Source organism: Planctomicrobium limosum, from assembly GCF_051465645.1.
Lineage (GTDB): Bacteria > Planctomycetota > Planctomycetia > Planctomycetales > Planctomycetaceae > Planctomicrobium.
In genome coordinates, this window is the sequence record NZ_CP195790.1 from 4,563,446 (window position 1) to 4,586,565 (window position 23,120).

General features: G+C 53.7%; 18 protein-coding genes. 10 read left to right on the plus strand and 8 right to left on the minus strand.

The genetic code is table 11. The annotated features are described in order from the left end of the window. Positions 1-95 precede the first annotated feature (95 nt). Both SH527x_RS17350 and SH527x_RS17355 read left to right on the plus strand, forming a co-directional pair. Entirely contained in the window at positions 96-512 is a 417-nt protein-coding gene (locus SH527x_RS17350) for a VOC family protein (RefSeq protein WP_437191942.1), read from the plus strand. 302 nt (positions 513-814) lie between these two features. Next, positions 815-1,003 (plus strand): hypothetical protein, encoded by a 189-nt coding sequence (locus tag SH527x_RS17355; RefSeq protein WP_437191943.1) that lies wholly within the window; start codon positions 815-817, stop codon positions 1,001-1,003. 136 nt (positions 1,004-1,139) lie between these two features. On the opposite strand, the gene purN is transcribed toward SH527x_RS17355, so the two are convergent. The 3 genes from purN to SH527x_RS17370 all read right to left on the minus strand — a co-directional run bounded on the left by purN (position 1,140) and on the right by SH527x_RS17370 (position 2,869). Continuing rightward, positions 1,140-1,793: a phosphoribosylglycinamide formyltransferase gene (purN, locus tag SH527x_RS17360; RefSeq protein ID WP_437191944.1), complete on the minus strand. Its 654-nt coding sequence runs from the start codon at positions 1,791-1,793 to the stop codon at positions 1,140-1,142. 245 nt (positions 1,794-2,038) lie between these two features. After that, complete coding sequence (locus SH527x_RS17365; RefSeq protein WP_437191945.1) at positions 2,039-2,614, minus strand: hypothetical protein; 576 nt, start codon at positions 2,612-2,614, stop codon at positions 2,039-2,041. Between the two features lie 45 nt (positions 2,615-2,659). After that, positions 2,660-2,869 carry a hypothetical protein gene (locus SH527x_RS17370; RefSeq protein ID WP_437191946.1) on the minus strand — a complete coding sequence of 70 codons (210 nt, stop codon included), beginning with the start codon at positions 2,867-2,869 and terminating at the stop codon, positions 2,660-2,662. 411 nt (positions 2,870-3,280) lie between these two features. Here SH527x_RS17370 and SH527x_RS17375 point away from each other — a divergent pair, with 411 nt between their 5' ends. The 3 genes from SH527x_RS17375 to SH527x_RS17385 all read left to right on the plus strand — a co-directional run bounded on the left by SH527x_RS17375 (position 3,281) and on the right by SH527x_RS17385 (position 6,909). Further along, complete coding sequence (locus tag SH527x_RS17375; protein WP_437191947.1) at positions 3,281-3,754, plus strand: hypothetical protein; 474 nt, start codon at positions 3,281-3,283, stop codon at positions 3,752-3,754. Positions 3,755-3,847: 93 nt separating this feature from the next. After that, a complete protein-coding gene (gene aroB / locus SH527x_RS17380) occupies positions 3,848-5,131 on the plus strand; it encodes a 3-dehydroquinate synthase (RefSeq protein ID WP_437191948.1) in 1,284 nt (427 codons plus the stop codon). A 95-nt stretch (positions 5,132-5,226) separates the two neighbouring features. Then, positions 5,227-6,909 carry a fatty acid CoA ligase family protein gene (locus tag SH527x_RS17385; protein WP_437191949.1) on the plus strand — a complete coding sequence of 561 codons (1,683 nt, stop codon included), beginning with the start codon at positions 5,227-5,229 and terminating at the stop codon, positions 6,907-6,909. Between the two features lie 183 nt (positions 6,910-7,092). Here SH527x_RS17385 and ppdK read toward each other — a convergent pair whose 3' ends face one another. After that, positions 7,093-9,816, minus strand: a complete 2,724-nt coding sequence (gene ppdK, locus SH527x_RS17390; protein WP_437191950.1) for a pyruvate, phosphate dikinase — start codon at positions 9,814-9,816, stop codon at positions 7,093-7,095. Between the two features lie 457 nt (positions 9,817-10,273). Then, on the minus strand, positions 10,274-10,570 hold the full coding sequence (locus tag SH527x_RS17395) for a 50S ribosomal protein L28 (protein ID WP_437191951.1): 297 nt from the start codon (positions 10,568-10,570) through the stop codon (positions 10,274-10,276). Positions 10,571-11,576: 1,006 nt separating this feature from the next. Here SH527x_RS17395 and SH527x_RS17400 point away from each other — a divergent pair. Then, on the plus strand, positions 11,577-13,091 hold the full coding sequence (locus SH527x_RS17400; protein WP_437194646.1) for a DEAD/DEAH box helicase: 1,515 nt from the start codon (positions 11,577-11,579) through the stop codon (positions 13,089-13,091). Positions 13,092-13,249: 158 nt separating this feature from the next. Here the strand turns inward: SH527x_RS17400 and SH527x_RS17405 are convergent, their stop codons facing one another. The 3 genes from SH527x_RS17405 to SH527x_RS17415 all read right to left on the minus strand — a co-directional run bounded on the left by SH527x_RS17405 (position 13,250) and on the right by SH527x_RS17415 (position 16,495). Beyond that, positions 13,250-13,660 (minus strand): hypothetical protein, encoded by a 411-nt coding sequence (locus SH527x_RS17405; RefSeq protein ID WP_437191952.1) that lies wholly within the window; start codon positions 13,658-13,660, stop codon positions 13,250-13,252. A gap of 466 nt (positions 13,661-14,126) precedes the next feature. Next, positions 14,127-15,035 (minus strand): hypothetical protein, encoded by a 909-nt coding sequence (locus tag SH527x_RS17410; protein ID WP_437191953.1) that lies wholly within the window; start codon positions 15,033-15,035, stop codon positions 14,127-14,129. Positions 15,036-15,616: 581 nt separating this feature from the next. Further along, positions 15,617-16,495: a HEAT repeat domain-containing protein gene (locus tag SH527x_RS17415; RefSeq protein ID WP_437191954.1), complete on the minus strand. Its 879-nt coding sequence runs from the start codon at positions 16,493-16,495 to the stop codon at positions 15,617-15,619. A 276-nt stretch (positions 16,496-16,771) separates the two neighbouring features. Here SH527x_RS17415 and SH527x_RS17420 point away from each other — a divergent pair, with 276 nt between their 5' ends. The 4 genes from SH527x_RS17420 (at position 16,772) to SH527x_RS17435 (ending at position 23,088) form a co-directional block, all read left to right on the plus strand. Then, the gene (locus SH527x_RS17420) at positions 16,772-19,579 is read left to right on the plus strand and encodes a TPR end-of-group domain-containing protein (protein ID WP_437191955.1); all 2,808 of its coding nucleotides are present in this window, start codon (positions 16,772-16,774) and stop codon (positions 19,577-19,579) included. 89 nt (positions 19,580-19,668) lie between these two features. Beyond that, entirely contained in the window at positions 19,669-21,078 is a 1,410-nt protein-coding gene (locus SH527x_RS17425) for a tRNA modification GTPase (RefSeq protein ID WP_437191956.1), read from the plus strand. Between the two features lie 36 nt (positions 21,079-21,114). Beyond that, entirely contained in the window at positions 21,115-22,077 is a 963-nt protein-coding gene (locus tag SH527x_RS17430) for a hypothetical protein (protein ID WP_437191957.1), read from the plus strand. Between the two features lie 132 nt (positions 22,078-22,209). After that, positions 22,210-23,088: an RAD55 family ATPase gene (locus tag SH527x_RS17435; RefSeq protein ID WP_437191958.1), complete on the plus strand. Its 879-nt coding sequence runs from the start codon at positions 22,210-22,212 to the stop codon at positions 23,086-23,088. Positions 23,089-23,120: the final 32 nt, after the last annotated feature.

The window sequence follows — 23,120 nt, forward strand, 5'->3', positions numbered from 1 at the left end:
GACCAGTGTGGGGTTTCAGATGTTATTGGTATCGAACACATTCGCCTGATGTCGGGATGTGCGAGGGTTGTCGGGGAACTACTGCGGAAATCGAAATGAGTGTGCCGCCAATTCAAGTGAAGCAGATCGATCATATTTCGATCGTGGTCAAAGATCTCGAAGCCTCAAAAGCATTCTACGGCGATGTCTTGGGAATGCAGCAGGTGCCACGGCCAGCGTTCTCATTTGTTGGTCTGTGGTTTCAGGCAGGATCGACTCAGGTGCACCTCATTCTGGAGCATGCAGAGTCTGGCCCGGCGAATCGTGATCGGCCTGAGAAGTTGACCGTCAGCCGTACTCGGCACGTCGCTTTTGAGGTGGACGATGCGATGCTGGCGAAAGCCCGACTTGATGAACTCGGGATTCCGATTGCATCTGGCCCAAAGCCACGCCCGGATGGTCCCATTCAGGTCACCGTTTTTGATCCAGATGACAACTTGATCGAGTTGTTCAGTCACGTTCAGAGAACGTAATGTTGCTCCTCATGATCCAAGTTGCAGGGGCGCTGTGCCGGGCTACATGACAATCGGTTCAGAACGACCGGCCTGAATTGTTGAAACCGGAATATTCAGTGCGGTGCCTCCAGTTTCGTGCAGGACCAGTGGTGAAAGAGACTTGGCTGGCCCCCAGACTTCCGGACCGTGTATACTGTTGATCCGTCCCTGCCGTGACGTTCGACCTGTCGGCTGTTCAGCCGGTGGTCAGTGAACGGCAATTGTCACATCAGCCATCGTCGTTAAAGGCGGTTTCGCCACCGAGCAGTGCTATGCAGGACATGCCTAAACAGGTCGTTATTGGATCGATCGCTGTCGCCGGTGCCGTTGCCGTTGCAGCTGTGGCCGATTTGTTTGTCGGGGTTCCATTTTCTGGGACCAGCTACACCAAAGTGATGGACGTTCTGTTCATTGTGGCCAGTGGAATCGTGATCTATCTCGGCATCGATTCTTATCGCGATCTGAGCTAGACCGGTTCGGTTAAGCATTGTGGCCGCGCAGCAGCCTTCTTGATTGGAGAAAGGCTGGATTCCGCGTGCCGAAGATGCTGCATATTTCTGGAATTGCTTACGCAGGTCTGCGTTCTCTGCGACAGCAGGCAATTTGTTAGCGGCTTTGGTGGTCGCGGATGTGGACGCGTCGATCGATGACCTGTAAGCGTTGTTCTGCAAAAAGCCGGATCGCGTCAGGATAGGCACTGCACTCGGCTTCAAACACACGTGCAGCCACTGTGTCCGGAGTGTCGTCGTCCAGGACAGGAACGGTTCTCTGAAGAATGATCGGTCCCTGATCATAGTCGTTGTCGCAGAAATGAACTGTGCACCCGGAGACTTTGCATCCCCTGGCGAGAACAGCTTCATGAACGTGATGTCCATACATTCCGTGACCGCAAAACGCTGGAATGAGGGCAGGGTGAATGTTCATCACCCGATTTTCAAAGTCCGCTGGGATCAAGATTCTGGCGAGAAAGCCACCGAGAACGACCAGGTCGATTTTAAGAGTTCGGAAGTCCTGAAAGATCGCTTCGCTGTACTCTTCGAGACCAGTGAATTGCTTTCTGGTGACCAGTTTGGCCGTCAGTCCCAGCTTCTCTGATCGCTCGATCCCTTTGCAGTCGCGATTGGCAACCACTGAAACAATCTCAGCGTTAAGTTGGCCTGCGCTGATTTGTTCCTGCAGGTTGACGAGCGTGGTTCCACCGCCGGAGATCAATACGGCGATACGGACGGGCTTGGAACCGGCTACTGAAGTTGACGACATTGAGGGCTCGACTGTTTCACGATCAGGTGGAGAGGAGCGTTTTGCTCATTCCCAACTGACATTCAATTGGATCGACGTGGTGAGGAGGCGTCAGAGTGTAGAGTGTAATGGCGTGACCACTCGAAACTGAAGTGTTCGCCACAAAGAGCCCACGATCGTTGCTGCTCGTGGGGAGTCGAAGCCCCTGAGTCGAGCCGGCCCGGCTCCATGTGGTCGCGTCCCAGTCTCCACTGCAGCAGTTCCGGCTATTTCGGGTACAGTCTGCGCACCCGATCGCGATGTGCTTCGAGAAACCCCTGTGGTTCTCCGGTGATCGGATCGAGGGCAACGATCTCAATCATCTTCCAGCCTTCAGGTTCGTTCTGCCATTTTGCTTCCCACATCGTGCTGACGCGACTGGTTCCGACGGGATTATCCAGCGTTGCGTTCACACGAAAGCGACTTCTGGCGCGCTGGTCTTTGGCGATCATTTCCACCTGAACATCCGTGACTCGCATGTCGTCATGAACTTTGACGAGGTTGTACCCTTCTGCAGCCAGAAGCTGTACATCCCATGACGATTTGGAAATGTACGACAAGGTCTTGTCCAGATCGCGTTTCTGGAATGCCTGAGTCATCGCATAGATGTTCTGTGCAACCTGTTCTCGCGGCGTGATGACCATTGCATCAATCGCGAGAGAGGCGCCTGCCAGGAGCAGGCAGGTAACAGCACCGAGGATCCATTTCAGCTGTCGCTGCTGAGACCAGAACATGAACAATGCGACGGAAGCGAGCAAGCAGACGGCAAAGGCCGGCCAAGGATTGTCTGTAGGCCACATCATGGGCACGCCCACTGCCGTCTAACCAATTCGGAGACGACAGTGTCCTTATTTGGTGATGATTTCTTTAACGAGTCCTCGTCCGGCTTTGTAGGCGTGACGAACCGCAAACAGGCGAGTCTCGATCTGTTGCTCGGTGTAATAGCGTCCAACTTCACTCGGCGGCAGGCCAGCAAGGGCCAGCGTCAATGGAAGCAGGTCCATGAATTCACGATATCGACGCTGTTGATCGTTTTGAGCTGATGCCTGTTCTGACACAGTAATTCTCCACGCGAGTGCGAGGAGGGTGAGTCGAAATCTATCTCCTCACCCAACTCTACGGAACTTTTCCAGAGACTGTTGGAGCATATTCGTTTTCGATCAGATCATCCACTGCGGATGCTTTGAAGTGCGATCGGCAGTTTGAGTGCAGGGAACGTTGCCGGTGTCTGCCAAGAGAGAACTTCGTATCAGAATTAAACGGATGCCCGAGCGGTTGGGCGGGTCGTGCGGGTGTTGCTGATCGGTTGGTGTTGCCGGGTTTTGGGGGCTCGTTGCAGCCTATGATCCGAATGAGATCGAGTCGCCTGCAAATTGCGTAAGTTGGTGAAGGTGGGAGTTGACAGAGGGTTGTAGGAGTTATGATTGAGCTTGATGAAGATCGAATCAAAATATCTGGAGTCAATATAAATGAACCGCATGACCTTGTCGGCAATTTTGGCGCTGACCTTAGTCGCTTTCCTCGGGGCATGTTCCAGCGATGCTTTCGCCGGCCATCGGCATCATCACCGTGGATATGGTTACGGGTACTATGCCCAGCCATATTCAACACCATGGGGCTATAACAACAGCGCTTACTACGGCCACGGATACTTCTATCGCAATCCGTTCTATTCACATGGAACCCTGTACGGCACCTATGGTGGATACCGTCCGTCGTACTCTTATGGGCTCTACAATTCCCCAGCGTTTGTTGCTCCAGCGTCTGCTCCATGCAACACCTGCAACTCCGCAACTTTGTCGTATGACTATGCTCCATATGCATACGTCCGCCCAGCGACAGTGATGTCAGTGGGCTACGCACCAGCTTATGCTCCAATGCCATCCTACGCCGGATATGGAAACTATGGGTACGGATCTGTTGGCTGCGGTTGCGGCAATTAAGAACGTGACCCAGAACTCGGGAGCCCCGTTTTCGAGTGGCACCGCTGATCACCATTGATTGATCAGCGTTCCGGAATTTGATTGAAAATCTTGATGGCTGCGATGATGCGAGTTCGTTCGCTCATCGCAGCCGTTTTGTTTTCTGTTATGCTGGTGGTTGAGTCCGTGGATGTCATTGATCGCGGATTTTCATTGAATCAACCGGCTTTGAAGCAACAGGAGACCTGCCGCGTGCCAGTCGTTACGGAAACCGAGTCTCAACGCAATGTTCTGGTGCAGCTTGGCGATCGCAGCTATGAGATCGTCGTCGGAAATGGTCTGATCGCTACCAGCGGAGAGACCATCACGAACTGGGTGCAGAAGCGATTTCCAAATACCAAAGCTGGAACAGCGCTCGTGATCACGGACGGAAATGTTGTCCGTCATGCCAATCAGGTCGAAGCCAGTCTTCAACAGAATGGTTGGCGGACCAGCCAGTTCCAGATGCCTCCTGGAGAAAGCTCCAAACGGCTCGAAATCATTTCACAGGCTTGGGACAGGCTTGTCGAAATGCAGGCAGATCGTCAGACGGTGGTTGTCGCGGTCGGCGGGGGGGTTGTTGGAGATGCCGCAGGATTCGTCGCGGCGTCATTCGCTCGGGGCGTGCCGTTTGTGCAAATTCCCACGACATTGTTGGCCGATGTCGACAGCTCGGTCGGCGGCAAGGTCGGGATCAATCATCCTCTTGCAAAGAATCTGATCGGGGCGTTTCACCAGCCGATCGGCGTCATCATTGATACGCGTGCACTCGAAACTCTGCCGGATCGAGAGTATTGCTCCGGGATGGCGGAGATCGTGAAATACGGGGTCATTCTTGATGCCGATTTTTTCGAGTATCTCGAACGAAATGTGACCGAGTTGAACAGTCGCGACCCGAAGGCGATTGCGTACGCCATCAGTCGGAGCTGTGAACTCAAGGCACTCGTTGTTGAGCAGGATGAATACGAGCGATCAGGTCTGCGCGCTGTCCTGAACTATGGACATACTTATGCTCACGCGTTTGAAGCGTTGACCGGCTATGGCGAACTGTTTCATGGGGAAGCCGTCTCAATCGGGATGGTTTACGCCAGTAAGTTGTCCGAGTTGTGTGGGCGGACCGATGCCGAACTGACTCAGCGACAGGTGGCGTTGCTGGAGGCATTGAAGTTACCAGTCAGCCTTCCTGCTAAACATGCAATTCGCGGAGCAGATATCATTCAGCGGATGCAGCTGGACAAGAAGACGCTTGCAGGGCAACTCCGGTTCGTACTGCCGACTCGGTTGGGACATGTGGAACTGGTGAAGGGGGTCCCTGAAGAACTTGTCTGGAAAACGCTCAAAGAAGCCGGAATTGAATAGCCGTTCAAAGTCCGTTGGCGTGTCTCCAGCTTTTGTCCTTCAAACTGCATGTTGATGCCTCTGTCTCACATGCTCAGGTTGCATTCAGTTCCCCAATGACAAAGTCGATTTCTGATTCCGATTCGTGCAACATTGCCAGGCGGCTGAGTGAAATGGCCGCGATGGCGCCAGAGCGTCTTGCCATTGCTGCGCCGATCAAAAGGCGACGAGGCGGCTTTGCGTCGTATCGAGAAATCACCTTTGGCGAATTGGAGCAACAGTCAAATCAGATCGCTGCCGGTCTTTTGCAGGCAGGCCTTCGTCCAGACATGAAGTTAGTGCTGTTCGTTCCGTTCAGCATCGAATTCGTCGTCTTGACGTTTGCTCTCTTTAAGGCCGGGGCAACGATTGTTTTGATCGATCCCGGCATGGGACGGACGAATATCTTTAACTGTTTGAATGAAGTGAAGCCGGATGGGTTCGTCGCCGTTCCTGCGGTCCATGTGATTAAATGGTTCTCTGGCCCCGCCGTTCGAAAGGCCGCATTTAATATCTGCGTTGGACCCTGGTTGCCTGGTGTCACTGCGACGTATCGTCAGTTGATTCGAACGAATGCCAGCGGCTTTGAACCTGCAGTGACCAAAGCCACGGATTCCGCCGCCATCATCTTCACAAGTGGAAGCACTGGCCCGCCGAAGGGCGTTCACTATGAGCATGGAATGTTTGATGCTCAGGTTGACCTGATTCAGAGTCGCTATGGGATTCAACCCGGCGAACGCGATCTCCCAGGGTTCCCGCTCTTTGGCCTGTTCAATGCCGCGATGGGGGTCAGTACGGTCATCCCGGATATGGATCCGACGCGTCCTGCAGATGTTGATCCCCGAAAGATTTTGAAGTCGATCGAAGAGTTCAACGTCACGCAGGCGTTTGGTTCCCCGGCATTCTGGAATCGTGTCGGGCGCTACTGCGAAGAGAATCAGATCACGTTGCCGACGTTGAAACGAGCGCTCTCAGCAGGGGGGCCTGTTCCTTCACATGTCCTGCAACGATTGAGCAGGATTCTGACTCGACCTGACGCAGATCTCTATACGCCCTATGGAGCGACGGAGAGTTTGCCTGTCAGTTCCATTGGCGGGAAAGAAATTCTGGAGTCAACGGCTGCTCGGACACGAGTCGGGGCAGGGACCTGTGTGGGGAATGTCTTCGACTGCATGTCGGTAAAAATTATCCCCATGACGGAAGGGCCCATCGCTTCATTGAGTGATGTCGAGGAACTTCCGAGTGGAGAGATTGGTGAGATTATTGTGAGTGGGCCATCGGTCACTCGCGAGTACTATTTGCGACCGGAAGCGACTCAGCTCGCCAAGATTCCAGATGGAGAACGCTTCTGGCATCGAATCGGCGATGTTGGCTATTTCTCAGACGACGGCAAGCTGTGGTTCTGTGGTCGAAAGGCTCATGTTGTCCATACTCCAGAGCGTGTGATGTTCTCGGTCTGCTGTGAAGCGATCTTCAATAATCACCCGGCGATCTATCGTTCGGCTCTGGTCGGAGTCGGGAAAAAGGGAGAGCAGCGACCAGTGTTGATTGCTGAACCAGAAGCAGGCATGTTCCCGAAGGATGCCGCTGAAGAAGAACGTATGAAAGCGGAACTGCTGGCGCTTGGACAGCAGAGTTCACTGACGGACAATATTCGTGAGATTCGACTCTGTAGAGCACTGCCGGTCGACACGCGACATAATGTGAAGATCAATCGCGAAGCATTGGCGAAGGTCATCGAAGCCGGTGGTCAGGTATAGATCCAGTGTTCTCTACTTGAATTTGTCATCACAACACAATGAAAGAAGCCTCGAGCGATTTCACGCCCGAGGCTTCGTTTTATTTGAACCCATATTCGCATCTGAAGTGCTTCAGATGACATGCATTCCAGAAGCGATCACGGTGAAGTGACCGCGTCTGGTGATTGCATGAATGAATACGTCTTAGCTGTCGAGAGCTGCCTGAGCAGCTGCCAGACGAGCGATTGGAATACGACGTGGTGAGCAGCTCACGTAGTCGAGACCGATTTCGTGGCAGAAGAAGACCGACTTAGGATCTCCCCCGTGCTCGCCGCAGATCCCGATCTTCAGGTTTGGACGGGATGAGCGACCCTTTTCCACACCAATCTTCATCAGCTGGCCAACGCCTGGCTGATCGATTGTCTGGAACGGATCGGATGGAATGATGTCCAGTTCCTGATAGTGACCGATGAACGACTTATAGTCGTCGCGGCTGATTCCCAGTGCGGTCTGGGTCAGGTCGTTGGTTCCGAAGCTGAAGAACTCGGCACCCTGGGCGATCTCGTCAGCTGTGATTGCTGCACGAGGGATTTCGATCATGGTTCCGACGGTGTACTCAACTTCCACGCCTTGTTCTTTGAACACGGTGGAAGCGGTATCGCGGATGATCTTGGCCTGGTTGTCGAATTCGGCTTTGAATCCGGCCAGTGGGACCATGATTTCCGGGTGAACGTTGATTCCCTGCTTCTTCAGACCGCAAGCAGCTTCGATGATGGCTCGAGCCTGCATTGCTGTAATCTCAGGGTAAACGATTCCCAGACGGCAACCGCGATGACCGAGCATCGGGTTGGATTCTTTCAGCTCGTCGACGCGACGGTGAACCTGTTCCACTGACACGTTGAAGATCTTCGCGAGCTTCGGCGCGAGAGTTTCGTCGTCGTGCAGGTGGTGCTCAGAGAGGAACTCGTGCAACGGTGGATCCAGCAGGCGGATCGTCACAGCTTTGTCGCCGAGAGTCTTGAACAGGTGGGTGAAGTCGTCACGTTGGAATGGCAGTAGCTTGGCCAGTGCCTTCTCGCGGTCTTCCTGCTTGGTTGCAAAGATCATCTCGCGGATTTCGTCGAGGTGATCAAAGAACATGTGCTCGGTACGGCACAGGCCCACACCTTCAGCACCCAGAGCGACTGCAGCCACAGCGTCAGCAGCTTCGGCGTTTGCACGGACCTTCAGTGTGCGGTACTTGTCTGCCCATGCCATCAACTGAGCGTAACGGCTGTAGATTTCTGAGTCTTCTGGCTTCATTTTCCCAAGCAGAACTTCCATGACTTCGGAAGCCTTGGTTTCAATCTTGCCAGCGAAAACTTCGCCTGTGAAGCCGTCGACGGAGATCCAGTCTCCTTCTTTCAGAACGGTTTCACCAACGGTGATTGTGCCCTTTTCGTAGTCGATGTTCAGGGCTGCACAACCGCAGACGCAGGTCTTGCCCATCTGGCGGCTCACGAGAGCAGCGTGTGATGAAGCACCACCGAATGCGGTGAGAATTCCCTTTGCGACCTTCATACCGCGAAGGTCTTCTGGGCTGGTTTCTTTACGAACCAGGATCAGCTGAACATCGTTGTCTTTGTTCCACTGTTCTTCAGCGTCTGAAGCGTGGAAGACGACTTGACCGGTTGCAGCACCAGGACCAGCGTTGATCCCTTTCGCCAGTACGCGGTTTTCTTTCTGAGCCTTTTCTTTGCCAGCTGGATCGAAGATCGGCTGGAGGAGCTGGTTCAGGTCGTCTGCTGGAATACGGCGCTTCTGCAGAGCGGTCTTCTCTTCGATCAGACCTTCGTTGACGAGGTCGACGGCGATACGGACAGCAGCAAACCCGGTTCGCTTGGCGTTACGGGTCTGAAGCATCCAGACTGTGCCCTTCTGAACGGTGAACTCGATGTCCTGCACTTCTTTGAAGTGACCTTCGAGTTTCTTACCGATCTCGGTCAGCTGAGCGAAGGATTCTGGCATGTCTTTGCCCAGAGTCTCTTCGATACGCAGTGGGGTACGAGTACCAGCCACAACGTCTTCGCCCTGTGCGTTGATCAGGTAGTCGCCGCAGAAGCCTGGGATACCGACTGAGCAGTTACGTGTCAGACCGACACCGGTTGCACAATCATCACCGAGGTTACCGAAGACCATGGCCTGAACGTTAACAGCTGTTCCCCAGTTGTGAGGAATGCCGTACTGGCGACGGTAAACGAGAGCGCGGTCGTTCATCCAGCTACCGAAAACAGCGCCAACGCAACCCCAAAGCTGCTGCTTTGGATCGGTTGGGAATTCTTGCTTGGCGTGCTTTCGGATGACTTCTTTGAACTGAGCGACGATGTCTTTCAGTTGTGCGATAGTCAGGTCTTTCTCGTGCTCAACGCCAGCCTGTTCGCGGACGTGATCGAGAATTTCTTCGAAGTGGTCTGGGTCGGTCTTCTTCTCTGGCTTCAGGCCAAGAACGACGTCCCCGTACATCTGGATCAGACGACGGTAGCTGTCCCAGGCGAAGTGCTCGTTGCCTGACTGCTTGATCAGAGCAGCAACGGTTTCTTCGTTCAGACCGATGTTCAGAACGGTGTCCATCATCCCTGGCATCGATTCACGTGAACCGGAGCGGCATGACAGGAGGAGTGGGTTTTCTTTGCAGCCGAACTTCGCACCCATTGTGCTTTCGACTTGCTTGATCGCAGCGTCAACCTGAGCTTCGAGCTCTGGTGGATAAGTGCGCTCGTGATCGTAGTAGTACGTGCAGACTTCGGTGGTGATAGTGAAACCGGCTGGTACTGGCAGACCGATTTTGTTCATTTCTGCCAGGTTGGCCCCTTTTCCACCGAGCAGTGGCTTCATGCTGCCGTCACCGTCAGCTTGGCCGGCACCGAAACCGTAAACGTACTTTGACATTCTCAAATTTCCTTAGAGATGCGAAATGCGAATCTGGTTTAGCACGCAGATTCACGATCCCAAAAACCAACTTGACGCACCGTCGTTTAGGCTGCCAGCTATTTGTGAAGAATTCCGTCTGCACATTCCGCGCAGACGTTCAGCAGCTACTCCGAGCGAGCATGCAAGCTATCAGTACACCCCGGAACCTTTCAAGAGTCCCGAGAGATGGATGTGAAAAAACCGATACAACCCCACCGTGAGAACCTGTCGGCGAGCACTCGAATTTGCACCTGTGGGGTTTGATGTGCTGAGTAAAATTCTCAGCACAGACATCTCGTTGGAGATGTCTGGTTTGTGGCGCAAATTGATCGCTTAAAGAGAGCATGGCAAATTTGCCATGCTCTCTTTAAAGGTTTTCTCGTGAATTGATGACTGGCGTATGCGAGATGAACTGCAATTCAGCCAGTCAGGGCAATTATTTGTCGGCAATAGTGAATGGGGTGCGAACGACTGGGCGCTCGACCATTCCTGAACGGATCAGGCTCACTGGAACGCGACGACGTACAACTTCGCCGTCTTCGACAACTCGGATGCGCTGAAGATTCAGCTTGAATTTACGACGAGTGATGCCGGTTGTCTTGCGACCGTTTCCGCCGAGGTATTTGGCTTTACCGCGCTGGCACAGGCTGTTCCCGGTGGCAGGCTTGTTTTCGCCGTATGCCTTGAACTTCTTGGCCAGTTTCAGACGCTTGTTTTTCTTCAACGTACTCATGGGAACAACTCACTCGTGGGGTGACCACTTTGTACCGACTTGGGTTCAGTTCTGACTCAAACGGCGTCGCCGCGGCTTCGCGATCCTTGCTGGCCTGAATCAGTGTATTCTTCGTAAGTGATGAGCTGTCCTGACCTTGTGGGGCAGGTTTGCTCTGTATTCTTCAACCTGACATCGTCATCAGAGGAGTTGACCACCATGTGCTTTTGGCGTGGTCTGAGGCTCCCGAGTTTTTCGGCTTGCTGAGGAAGCGGAAAAGCATACCGATTTCGCTCGCATAATTCAACGCGATCGATCTGGCGCAGGTTGTGGGCGGGTTAGTGTGACGTTTTTTTTGAAACTGGCAAGTCTGCTTGTCTGGTAAGCTGCGAAGGGCGGGGTTTCCCGGAGGAGCATGTGTCATAAATGGACCCCGGAATTTTCGGAATCCGAGAGAGTCCTGCCGGACGTTTGTCGATCACTTTGAAAAGAGCCCCTTGTTTCAGGCTGCCAGAGTAACTACACTTTGCCATTCCTGAAAACAACGTGGGTAGACGACTTGAGTGTTGTGCCCCGTTCGTTTGTTCGGCCTCGACTCGGTTTGACTCGCACACTGTTGCTTAATGCAGTGCAGTTTCCAGCCGCGAAACGGCCTAGCCGCAAATTTCGCGCAATGTTTTCTTGCAGCGAATCTGGCGACACCAGCGTTTGCGGCCCCCTGAGAATTGGTTTTGGGGGAGAAACTGTTCGAGTCTACCGATCCCGTTCATTCCATTGGAATATTTTATCTGCTTCGCAGGTGATGTGTTCTGGTCTGGACAGTTCGCTGATTTCGCAGTGCCTCACGCAATTCTTCTGTCCGCACATTCCCAGGGCTGGGCATTTGCGAGACTGCTTTTTGCCTGGCCCTCCGGAGTTGCCTCGTTGCAGCTGCCGGCCTTCCTGTTGAAGTAAGATTGCGTCCGGCGAGTGTCGGTGGCTTCCTGCTTCTGCTGTTGATTTGTTCAAAGGTTTTGCATTGAATTCAATTCAGTTTTCCGACTTGCCACTTCTTCCTGAAATTCACAACGCTCTGAGCGAACTGGGGTACACAACTCCGACTCCGATTCAGGCTCAGGCCATTCCACACTTGCTCGAAGGCAAAGACCTTCTGGGTTGCGCTCAAACCGGAACAGGTAAGACAGCGGCGTTTGCTCTTCCGATTCTGAATCGGTTGGGAAGTGACTCAAAGCGCTGCGTTCCAAATTCACCACGCGCACTGATTCTTGCTCCGACTCGCGAACTGGCTTCCCAGATCGGCGAGAGTTTTCTTGATTACGGCAAGTTCCTGAAACTACGCGTCACTTGCGTTTTCGGGGGTGTCGGTCAAGGGCGTCAGGTTCAGTCACTGAAACGCGGCGTTCATACTCTGGTGGCAACACCAGGACGTCTGCTCGATTTGATGAATCAGGGACACATCCGCCTTGATCGTCTGGAAGTCTTCGTGCTCGACGAAGCAGACCGAATGCTCGACATGGGCTTTCTGCCTGACTTGAAGCGCATTATTTCCGAACTGCCAGAAGAACGTCACTCGTTGTTCTTCTCAGCGACCCTGCCAGGTGCAATTTCCAGTCTGGCCTCCGGCCTGTTGGTAAACCCTGTTCGAGTCGAAGTGGCACCACAGTCCACAACTGTTGAACGGATCGAGCAACAGGTGTTGCACGTTTCGAATTCGGCGAAGGGTCCATTGCTGGATCAGCTGCTGCAGCAGCCTGAAGTAGGCAAGGCGATCATCTTCACACGTACCAAACGTGGAGCAGACAAGCTTGCGAAGCAGTTGGAAGTCAGCGGCTTCAAAGCGGACGCAATTCACGGGAACAAGTCACAGGCTGCCCGAACACGAACATTAGAGCGGTTCCGCTCACCACGTTTGAATGTTCTGGTCGCAACTGATCTCGCAGCACGCGGGCTCGACGTCGACGGAGTGACTCACGTGATCAACTACGATTTGCCGGTTGATCCGGAATCGTACGTGCATCGTATCGGGCGAACTGGTCGCGCAGGGGCAAGCGGAATCGCTCTGACCCTTTGTGACTCAACCGAACGTGGCCAATTGCGTGCGATTGAGCGTTTGATCAACCAGAATCTGCCAGTTCACGAAGAGTATCCAGACAAGAGCCCTCGCGGTTCAAGTCGTGGTGGATCAGGTGGTCGCGGCGGCGATCGTCGTGGCGGCGGAGGCGGTGGTTACGGCTCACGTTCACGCAGCCCGTTCCAGCAGCGACAGAATCGCGGCTATCGCCCAGGTGGCGGCGGCGGTGGTGGTGGTGGTGGACAGGGAGGCGGTCCAGGCCGGTCTCCAGAAGGTCGCTCAAGTGAAGGGCGTCCAGCTGAAGGTCAACGCAAGAGCGGCGGCTATCGTCCAGGCGGCGGTGGTAGCGGTGGACAGGGCGGCGGCTATCGTCCAGGTGGCGGTGGTAGCGGTGGACAGGGCGGCGGTGGAGGTTCGGCACAAGGCGGTCGTCCACCACGCAAGCGTCGCTTCGCACGACAAGGTTCGTAACACGTTTGCATTCGTGTTGCTTGAATAATGAAGCCCCTCGGTGACTAAGTCGTCGAGGGGCTTTTCTTTTGGCAGAATCGTTTGAAGAGAAAGTGGCCTCAAATATTCAGAGTCGTGAGGTCGTCAGATCACAGGCCACTCAGCTCTGAAGCGTCGAGTTATTTGCCTGTCTTGGCGTCTTTGTCCTTTTTGGTCGCATCTTCGCGTTTCTCGGCGCGAATTTCCTTCAGGAGAGTACGTTGCGTGTTGGTGAGCGTGCTCTCGATTTTCTTGTTCCGCTCGTTTGTCAGCTTCTTGATTTCTTCGCGGAGTTTTTCCAGTTTGACTTCGTATTCGTCCTGGATTTGATTGATTGACTCGCGTTGACCATCGTTGAGTCCCAGCTTGCCGAAGTTCGCAGGGACAGCTTTCTTCCTTGTTGCGTCCTGCTTCTCGCTATCGACCTGTTGGGCGGGTTTTGAATCGCCTTTAGGTTTGGTGTCGTTCTGTGCGGAGGCTGGGATTGCCCAGTTCATCGCAAGTCCAAGTCCACAGCACAAAACACCGATTGAGATGCGTCGACGTAACATAAAGATTCTCCGAAGGTGGAAGTTAAGCTTAATTTCCTGTGCCGCCCGTGGGTTTTTAATTTTGTCAGCAACCCAGAATCGATATCGAGATTCCCGTGGGGTCTCGATGTGTGGCCTCAGTGCGTGATTCTGTGAGGTTGCGGAAAGAGTCGCATACGAATCAGTGTTGACTGATGCGGCGGTGGGATCGTATTGGAAGTAGTTTGAACGTCAAGGATTCGTCAGGCCGGATTCTTCTGTTTTGCTGCCGCGAGATGTTTGCTGTGCTGCAATTTCTATGTGTTCCGCAGTGTACTTCCTGTCTGTGTGGTGCTTGGTGAAAGCCTGAAATGAAACAAGCCCGCACAGTATTCTGTGCGGGCTTGAGTAGATTCTGATTTTCAAATTCAGCGGTGAATTCGAACCCCGCTGTGAGTGGTTTTTATCTCATCTGCACTCAGGGCTCCTTTTGCTTCGCCGGAGTCGACTATCGGGTTTGCAGAACTCGAACAGGTGTCGTTTGAGTTGCTTCTGCTTTTGGCTGTTCGCCGTTTTCTTTCGCCTTCTGGCGTTCAACAGCAACATTGTGTGCTGTGGAAACAATATTCTGAGCCGCCATCAGCTGTTCTGTTGAGAAGTATCGGCGTGAGCTTGGTGTGTAAGACGTTGTGTCGCGTTTGTTTGCGAGCTGCTGCCATGAAAGATTGTCAGTGATGCTCCAGGTTGCGGCTTGAGCAGCCTGACCATTCAGGCGACCAGTCCCAACCATAGAGATCAGTGACTGCAGGACTGGATTGTTGGTGTACTCTTCGGTGCGAACGATGCGGTACTTGGAGTGTGGCATCGGCTCTTGTAGTCCGTGGTTCAGGCAGACTGAGGTGTAAGGAACTCGCAGGGTTTTTTCAGCTGGGATGGAGAAGAAACCTTGGTTTCCGCCCATTCCACCACCGCCCATGCCTCCCATACCGCCGCCGCCCATGCCTCCCATTCCGCCCATGCCGCCGCCACCCATACCGCCGCCCATGGATTGCTGGCCGCCGCCTCCCATGCCTCCGCCCATTCCACCACCCATACCGCCGCCCATTCCACCACCCATACCGCCGCCCATGCCACCGCCAAATTGGGCGTTAACAGGGACTGCGACGAAGCTGTCTGGCATTTTGACGGACAGTGGTTCATCAGTTTTATTGGTGATGAACAGGGCTCCGCCCATCGCGTTCTTCGCAATGAGCTTGTAGTCGATCAGCTTTTCGTCCAGAGCATCGAACAGTTCGACCTGCTTTGCATCTGGATCGAATTCTGTTTTGGTCAGCGGCTTCTCTTTTTGAGCGTGGGCAATGCCTTGAACCGCGAGAACGGATGCGAACGCAAAGAGGGCAGATCGACAAAGAGACATGGGCAGCCTCATTTTGGTCGTCCCGACAGAGTGGTTCTGCCTGAGACTCAATAGATGATGTTGCGGGAATACCGTTACGGTTGAACAAGCACGCCTGATGCGGATGGATGCCGAGCTATAAAATCGGGGCGCAATTGCTGCAATCTAGTGATGGTATCGATCGCCGAGAACGCCCTGCAATCATATTGTCTGAAACATCCGGCTAAACGAATCAATCCGGAAAGCTTCGCTTGGCATGACCCGCAGATTTGGTAGGCGCCATATCTCGGTTTAACGCGGATTGTTTGGAACAATCCACAGCTAAATTCGCTAAATTCGATTTGTTTGGACCGGATCAGTGGAGAAACCCGGATGTCGAGCGGGCTTTTTCTGGAAGATGCCTAGAATCGGCCTACGAGCGTCAACCCGCAAAGGAGAGGGGGCGCAGAGTTTTGGGTGGAAAACGCTTCTGTGGCGTGGCCCATTCAATAGGGATTCTCTGGCAAACGTGACTTTTCTTCAGCCAGCAACTGCATCTTAGACGGGAATTCGTCTGCGGTTTTGCTGCTGGTGAGGATTGCAAATGATCACTGCAAAACAGGTTACGGAGTTTTGTTGTCGTCCGGCCCGGTCGCCTTGATCAGCTGAATTGCTTGTTGCGCGGCGGTGGCAACGTCACCTTCTGATTCGAATGCAATTTTCTGGAGCACCGGGATCGCTGGTTCAGCTGAGGGACCGATCCGCCCGAGAAGCTCAACGACAGGGGTCACAACTTCCGGTGGGTTCGTCATGGTTAATGTACGTTGCAGGTCTGCAACGTATGGACCGGCTTCTTCTCCCAGTGCACTCAGGTTCATCGCCGACAGCTGGCGGATCTGTGGATCAGATTCATTCAGAAGGTGAATCAGAGCCGGAATGGCTTCAGCTGAATGATCCGGCCATTGTAAAAGTGCTGCAGCGGCGTTGGCGCGAACAAATGGCGAGCGATCTTTCAGGGCGGTTCGTAATGTGTCCGTTGCGATGCTTGCGTCTTCTCCGACCAGAGCAAGTGCCGTTGCTGCGAGTTCGCGTTCTTCGTCGGTTCCTGATGAGAGCTTCCCCATCAGTACGTGGACCGCTGACGTTCCCAGCGTCAGTAATTCCGCGTGGGCCGCGTCCCAGTTTTCTGGTTCGGTCCCAGGGCGTAGAAGTGTGGCCACAAGTTCATTTGCCTGACGTTCTTTCACCGGATCGCGGGACGCTTCTGCAACTTTCATCGCGCTGGAGGCAGGGGAATCACCAGATACGGCCACGGACTCTTGCGAAGTTGCCTCGTTTCCGAGAGATGCTGTCTGGAGGACCTTTGCCTGAGGAGACGATTCCTGCTTCGTGATCGATTCCGCTTGGGGAACGTCTGTTGGATTTTTTCCGCATCCGACTGCCCAGAGAGTGCTTGCCGCAACGACCAATTGGAAATGCTGTTGGCGGAAAAATGATGTCATGGTCACTGGCGAGCCTCTGAGGCGAAGGGCGATGGTGGGGAACGTCGAATTTCTTCCTTCCAGAACGTCTTTTGCAGGTCACGCTTTGGGGCGATTTCTGATGGGAATCGGACGTCTGGAACCAGCAGGTACAACGTATCGGGGAAATGCGGTGTGACACTGGGGGATATTCGACTTTTACTCTCACTCTCTGGAATGCGGAGTGTTACCATATCTTCAGCAAAATCTTCCAGATGATTTTCCTCAGGAGGGCCAGTGGTTGACGCAGTGCTCAAGATGAAATCGTTTCCCGGAAGCGGTTCAACACACTCGGTAAGTCCCCTTGCAGGTCAGGGTCGGAGTATTCAGTCCGATGTTGGACTCGGTGCGGCTATGGGTTTGCTCTGTCGTTGGCTATGGAAGATTCGCACACTGGCTCTGGCGTTCTGCTGTTTCGTCGCCGTTGCATTCTGCGGACAGGTGGCTCGGGCTCAGGTTCTTGAAGATGACCTGAGAAAAATGTTAATGACCGATGCCAGTGACATTCAAAAGATGATTGCCACTGCTGTTGCACGTCCCGGTGGTCAAGCGGTTGCAGCTTTGGCTGATCGCCCTGTGTTGCTCTGGGTGGAGCGGATCTTCGTTGGCTCGAGCGATGTCTATTCTGGCGAAGGATATCGTTACGCAGTCCTGCGGATTTCGGTGGGAAACACGACGGACAAAGAATTGGAAATTCATCGGGAAAAGATTTTCCTCGATGTCGCTGGAACACGGATTGAGGCGGGAGCGGGATCGAACCGCAAGTATCGAGTTGCCCCAGTTGAGATCGACTGGACGTACGGAGAGAACCCGATTCCGTATGGAAAGCTGGAGTCGCCGCGACGGATTATTATTCCGTCAGGGCAAGCAGCAACGTTCTGGTGCGTGTTTTTTGGCCTGGAATCTGTTCAGGCGATGCCAGAGATGAAGCTCGAACTTGAAGCGGAAGACGGGGCGAAGTATTCGCTGGATCTGATTGCTCAACAGAATGCGAGACTCGCACTGACTGAACAGCAGTTGGGGCCGGGGAACAGCCTGACCATGTTCACGATTCATGGTCAGTTGAACCGCGTGAATTCCGCGCTGCTGGCGGAACGATTGAATCGGGCATCAGAACAAGGCCGCAAACGCTTTCTGATCGACTGGGCGCCTGGCTCGACCCCGAGCGATGAGGTTCTGTTCAGTTGGCTTGTTTCGACAGTCGTGCCTGAAGATGTCGGGAATTCCTTGTTGCTGCAGCTGCCGACGTTACCAACCGTTCGCCAGATTGCACTCAGTCGTTTGCCCTCTGGGAACGAACGTGCTCTTGAATGGGACGATGGGCGTCGTCACATCTTTGAGACTCCGGAAGCCGGGGCGGTGTCGATACTCAAGGAAGTGTTCGATCGGGTTGACGCTGCAACGGCCTTGCGTGAAATTCAATCAGGTCACCCATTGTCTCAGTACGCAGCGCTATCACTCAGTTCATCACGTTTGGGGTCAGAGTCTGTTTCGACGTTGATGAAACTGGCTCAGGGGGAATCCTCGGATGTTCAGCGTCAAGCTGTTCTCGCGTTGGGTTACCAGCCAAAGGCGGAAGAGTTTCTGTTGAAAATGCTGCGAGGTGGTGATCGAGAAACAGCTCAGCTTGCGTTGAGATCATTGGTCTCGGTTGCCTCTGATTCTCGTTTGCAGAGTGTGGTGAGTGTGCTGGACGATCCTGAACTCAAATTGCAGAGCGAATGGACATTGCCGATTCTGGCAGAAGCGTATTCACCTGCCTGGGATCAATACTTAACAAAATGCGTCAAAGACCCACGACCTGAAGTGCGGAAGTCTGCGATTCAAGTGTTGAAGCGGGTGGGGCATCGTGACCTGAGTCAGATCTGTATTTCTGCACTGGCTGGCGAAGATTCTTCCGTGGCCGAGATCGCGTTTCAGGTGCTGTCTGTCAGTGCTGATCAAGAGTCCCAACAATCTGCTTTGAAGTATGCGATGCAGCAGCTGAAATCCGGCAATCTGACACCCGGAATGTTGTCTCTTCTGGAACGGAAACGTGAATCTCGTGCGGCGCCGCTCCTGCTGGAATCCATGGCGAAATCACAAGTGCCTCGGGCGCGCCTGATTGAGGCAATTGGTGTCCTCGGTACGGACAATGATTGTCGTCAGGTGTTGAAGATGTTCGAAGGGTTCGATGCTGAGGAGAAAGAGGCTGCTCTGAACCTGACAGCACGAATGTCGACTGAAGTGCAACTTGAGTTTTCAAAGCGGGTTTTTATGACTCACGACGCTCTGCTACGGGCGACGGCGATTCAGATTCTCAAGAACTTGCGGACCGATGCGGCCATCCAGTTGCTGGGGGAAGCTCTTGCGACCTCTGAAGGAGATGAAGTCGGGCAGATTTGCGAGTCGTTGGGAGATATCGGAACCCCGGCCGCTGTGCAGCAACTGCGTCGTTTTCGAACTCAGGCACTCGAATCGAAAAACGTCCCCGGAATTCAAATCGTCGACGCCGGATTGAAACGCTGGCGAAGCCGATTGCCTGGGTCACGTTTCGTTGAAGCCGGAAATATGCAGGTGATCGAGGATGATCTCGATGGGGGAATCCGATCTTATTCGATGGCGATTCTGATTAATCCTGAGTTGCCTGACGCCTATTCTTCGCGAGGAAACGCCTACCTTCGTAAGAATCAATTTCCAGAAGCCGGGAACGATTTCAAAAAGGCCTTCGAGCTGGATCCGTTTGACAGTCAGGCCGTGACTGGAGTTGCAATTGTGCAGGCCATTCAGGGCGAGGGAGATCAGGCGGTTCAGTTTGTGAAGGGGCATGCCGCCTCATTTCCAGAGGATCGCTATTACCCTTATAACTCTGCCTGCGTCTATGCTCGCTCCATTGAGTACCTGCAGAAGAACTCGCCAACTGCGGAACAAAAGGCACGGATCGAGGAACTTCAGAAAGAGGCGATCGCCAAATTGCAGGAATCTATCGAATTGGGGTTCAATCAGTTTGAATGGATGCAGAAGGACCCAGATCTGGCGTCGATCAGGGAACTGCCGGAGTTCAAAGTGCTGATCCGCGATGAATGATGCGAATCAATGGGTGTGATTTCGTTCGCATCTCCTGTGATGTTCTGCTCCGACTCTGACTTGTTTTGCGGCTGAATTGTTGAGTTCTCATGGCGATTTGTTTTGATGATACGATTGCTGCCGTTGCGTCTCCTCCGGGAGCAGCGGTACGTGGGCTCATTCGGATCAGTGGTCAGCATGTTCGGGATGTCTTCGGACGGTTGTTAAACCACGATCCGTTTCCTGAGACGGTGCGTCGGGCAACTGCGGTTCCTGTCACCATTCCGGTTGCAGGTGGCGATCTCTCCCTGTCAGGCGAGTTGCTCTATTGGCCCAATCATCGAAGCTTCACTGGTGAACCGCTTGCTGAGTTACACTTCGTCGGGTCGCCACCGCTGATTGAAGAGGTTCTCGAACAGGTCTGTGTCAGTGGAGCACGGCCTGCAGAACGGGGTGAATTCACTTTGCGTGCGTTTCTCGCCGGGCGAATTGATCTCGTTCAGGCGGAAGCCGTTTTGGGTGTGATCGATGCTGTCGGCCAGGTCGAACTGGAGACGGCCTTGTCGCAATTGGGCGGCGGGATCTCGGGCAAGATCGCAGTTGTGCGCGAGCAGTTGCTTTTGCATCTGGCTGATCTGGAAGCCGGTCTCGATTTCGTTGAAGAAGATATCGATTTCGTTTCGCGGCCTGAGTTGATGCGGCGACTTGAAGAAGCCGAGGTCTGGCTGGAACAACTCCTGAAGCAGGCCTTTGATCGCATGCAGACAACCGGCCGGTGGCGCATTGTGCTGGGAGGGCTGCCGAACGCAGGGAAGAGCACGCTATTCAATAAACTGACCGAGAATGATGCGGCGCTGGTTTCGCCAGTCCCAGGGACGACACGCGACTATCTCTCTGCGCCGGTCGATTGTGACGGAACGCAATGCGACTTCGTCGATACCGCAGGCTGGGAAACCGCACGAGATGGGATTGAAGAAGCCGCCGCGGTGCTTCGGACTGATCAGTTTGACCGAGCGGATCTGATTGTCTGGTGCACTTCATCAGTTCTGACGGAAGAGGAAGCAAATCTCGATCAACATCTGCTGAGTCAGCTACAGGATCACAACGGTGAGATACTGCGAATTCGGACTAAGGCGGATCTGGATCTCGCCAATGATGCTTCACTGTCAGAAACAAACTCACATTCATTCAATGAAGTTTTGCCTGGTGGCGTATTAGCCGTGTCGGCAGAGAGTGGTCAGGGAGTTGCTGCACTCCGCGCGGAAGTCGCCCGACGACTCTCGACAGCGACTCAAGGTTCCGAGATGATCGGGACCACTGCTGCCAGATGCTCTGAAAGCCTGCGACATGCGCAAGCCGGAGTCCATCGGGCGAAGAGTCTCATCGGGACCAGTTCCGGTGACGAATTGATCGCACTTGAGTTGCGAGACGTGCTGGAACATCTCGGACGCATCGTGGGACAGGTTTATACCGATGACATCCTTGATCGTATCTTCAGCCGATTCTGTATTGGTAAATAATCTGCATTGGCAAGTAAGACGCTGGCAAGAAATACGATGGAACGTGGCTGTTTTCTGGGGATGGATGAAGCGGGGTATGGACCTAATCTGGGCCCGTTACTGCTGGGCGTGACGAAGTGGGATACGCCTGGCTGTCCGACAAAGTTTGATTTCTATCAGGCATTGGCTCCAGTGGTGTCCGCTGTTGGTCACGCGAACGGGACGCAGTTGCATCTTGCTGACTCGAAAGTGGTCTTCACCGGGAAACATGGCTTTGCATCCCTGGAACGCTCCGCGCTGGCTCTGTTGAAAACACTGGGACACTCTGTCGGTTCGTTTCATGAATTGTGGAAAGTACTGACAGGGGGGAACGACTCCCGGTTTGATGCGAAGATGCTCGCCCCGTGGTATCACGACGATCTTGCGTTGCCCGTTGTTGCGTCACGTCAGCAGGTTGACGACCTTGCAGGGAAACTGCAGCAACGAATGGAAATCACCGGGACGCAGTTGCGAGCGATTCGCTGCGATGTTGTCGTCGAAGAACGATTCAATGTTCTGGCAACGGCGATCGGGAGTAACAAGAGTTTGGCACTCTCCAGACTTGCGTTTCAATTATTGAAGTCTGTCTGGGAAGCAGAACTTCCCGTTAAGACGGTGTTTGTCGGGGACAAGCATGGTGGCCGCAACCGCTATGACGAATTGATTTCTGAGATTCTGGATGGCCGGATGATTCTTCGTCTGGAAGAAAGTCAGGCAATCAGCCGCTATCGGGTGGGGACGACGGAACTCCGTTTTCAAATGAAGGGTGAGAGTCATTTGCCAGTGGCATGTGCCTCGATTCTGGCCAAGTACGTTCGTGAACTGGCAATGGACCAGTTCAACGCCTATTGGACGAAGTCGATTCCGGATTTAAAGCCAACTCGCGGTTATCCGCTGGATGCAAAGCGGTTTCGGAAGGAGATTGAGCTCGCGCGTTCACGTCTCAATATTTCAGATCATCTTCTCTGGCGGGAACGGTAAACGCAGAACTGAGAATGGCGTCGTGATGCTGGTGTCGGCCTGAGCTGAGAATTGCAGGAATGAAGTCTCCCCTTCATGATTGCGACGGGGATTCCGAGTCGATCGTTATTTAATCTGAGAGAGTCAACTTCAATGTCGCGACAAAGCACAGGTCTCCCGGAACTCGATGAGATGTTGGGCGGCGGTTTGATCCCCGGCACTTTGACTGTTGTGTTGGGAGCGACCGGGATCGGGAAGACTCAACTTGCACTGCAGTATCTGTATCAAGGGAAACAGCAGGAAGGGGAAACCGGAATCCTGTTCGACATGACCTCACGTGGAGATTCCCAAAACCATTCGGAATACGCGAAGCGGATGTTTGGCTGGGAACTGACAGACCGTCCCAAAGATTGGGAAGCCATGACTCCCAATGACTATTGGGTGCGTGAGAAGGTTCGTTGGGATGTGGCTCATCCGTTTCAGACGACTGGGAAACGTGTCACGATGAGCGACATGTCGACCGACCAGAAGCGGGAGTGGAAGGTCGAGCTCAATCGAAAGCTCGTCGAAACCATCTCGTTCTTCTACGGAAACTTCTGTCAGGGAGTGCGTCGCTGCGTCATTGACGGGATTGAACCATCAGATCGGGCGAGCGATTCGTTTCAGTTTGAGATGTTCGAATACATCTATCATCAGATTCTGAGAAAGGAATCTGACTGGGTCGCCCGAGATCTGCTGCGTGTTCACTTCCGGGAGTGTGCCGAGCTTGTTGCCAGCCATGCATATCAACATCAGGACGTTGGTTGCGTCATGATGTGTACATCGCATGAAGTCATGCTGGATGGATTGCTTTCGCGGCCGATTGAAAGTGGCGACGTCTTGTCGAACGCCAATACGATCATCCTGATGGGGAAGATTCGCGAAGGGACGAAAATGAGTCGCGCCCTCTGTGTGGCCAAGCATCGAGGCAGCCGGTGCGACGAAAATATCCGCGAGTACATCATCAACGACGGCGGCATTGTTCTGAAATGAGAATTCCGAACAGCGTCCGGAGCAAAGTTCCC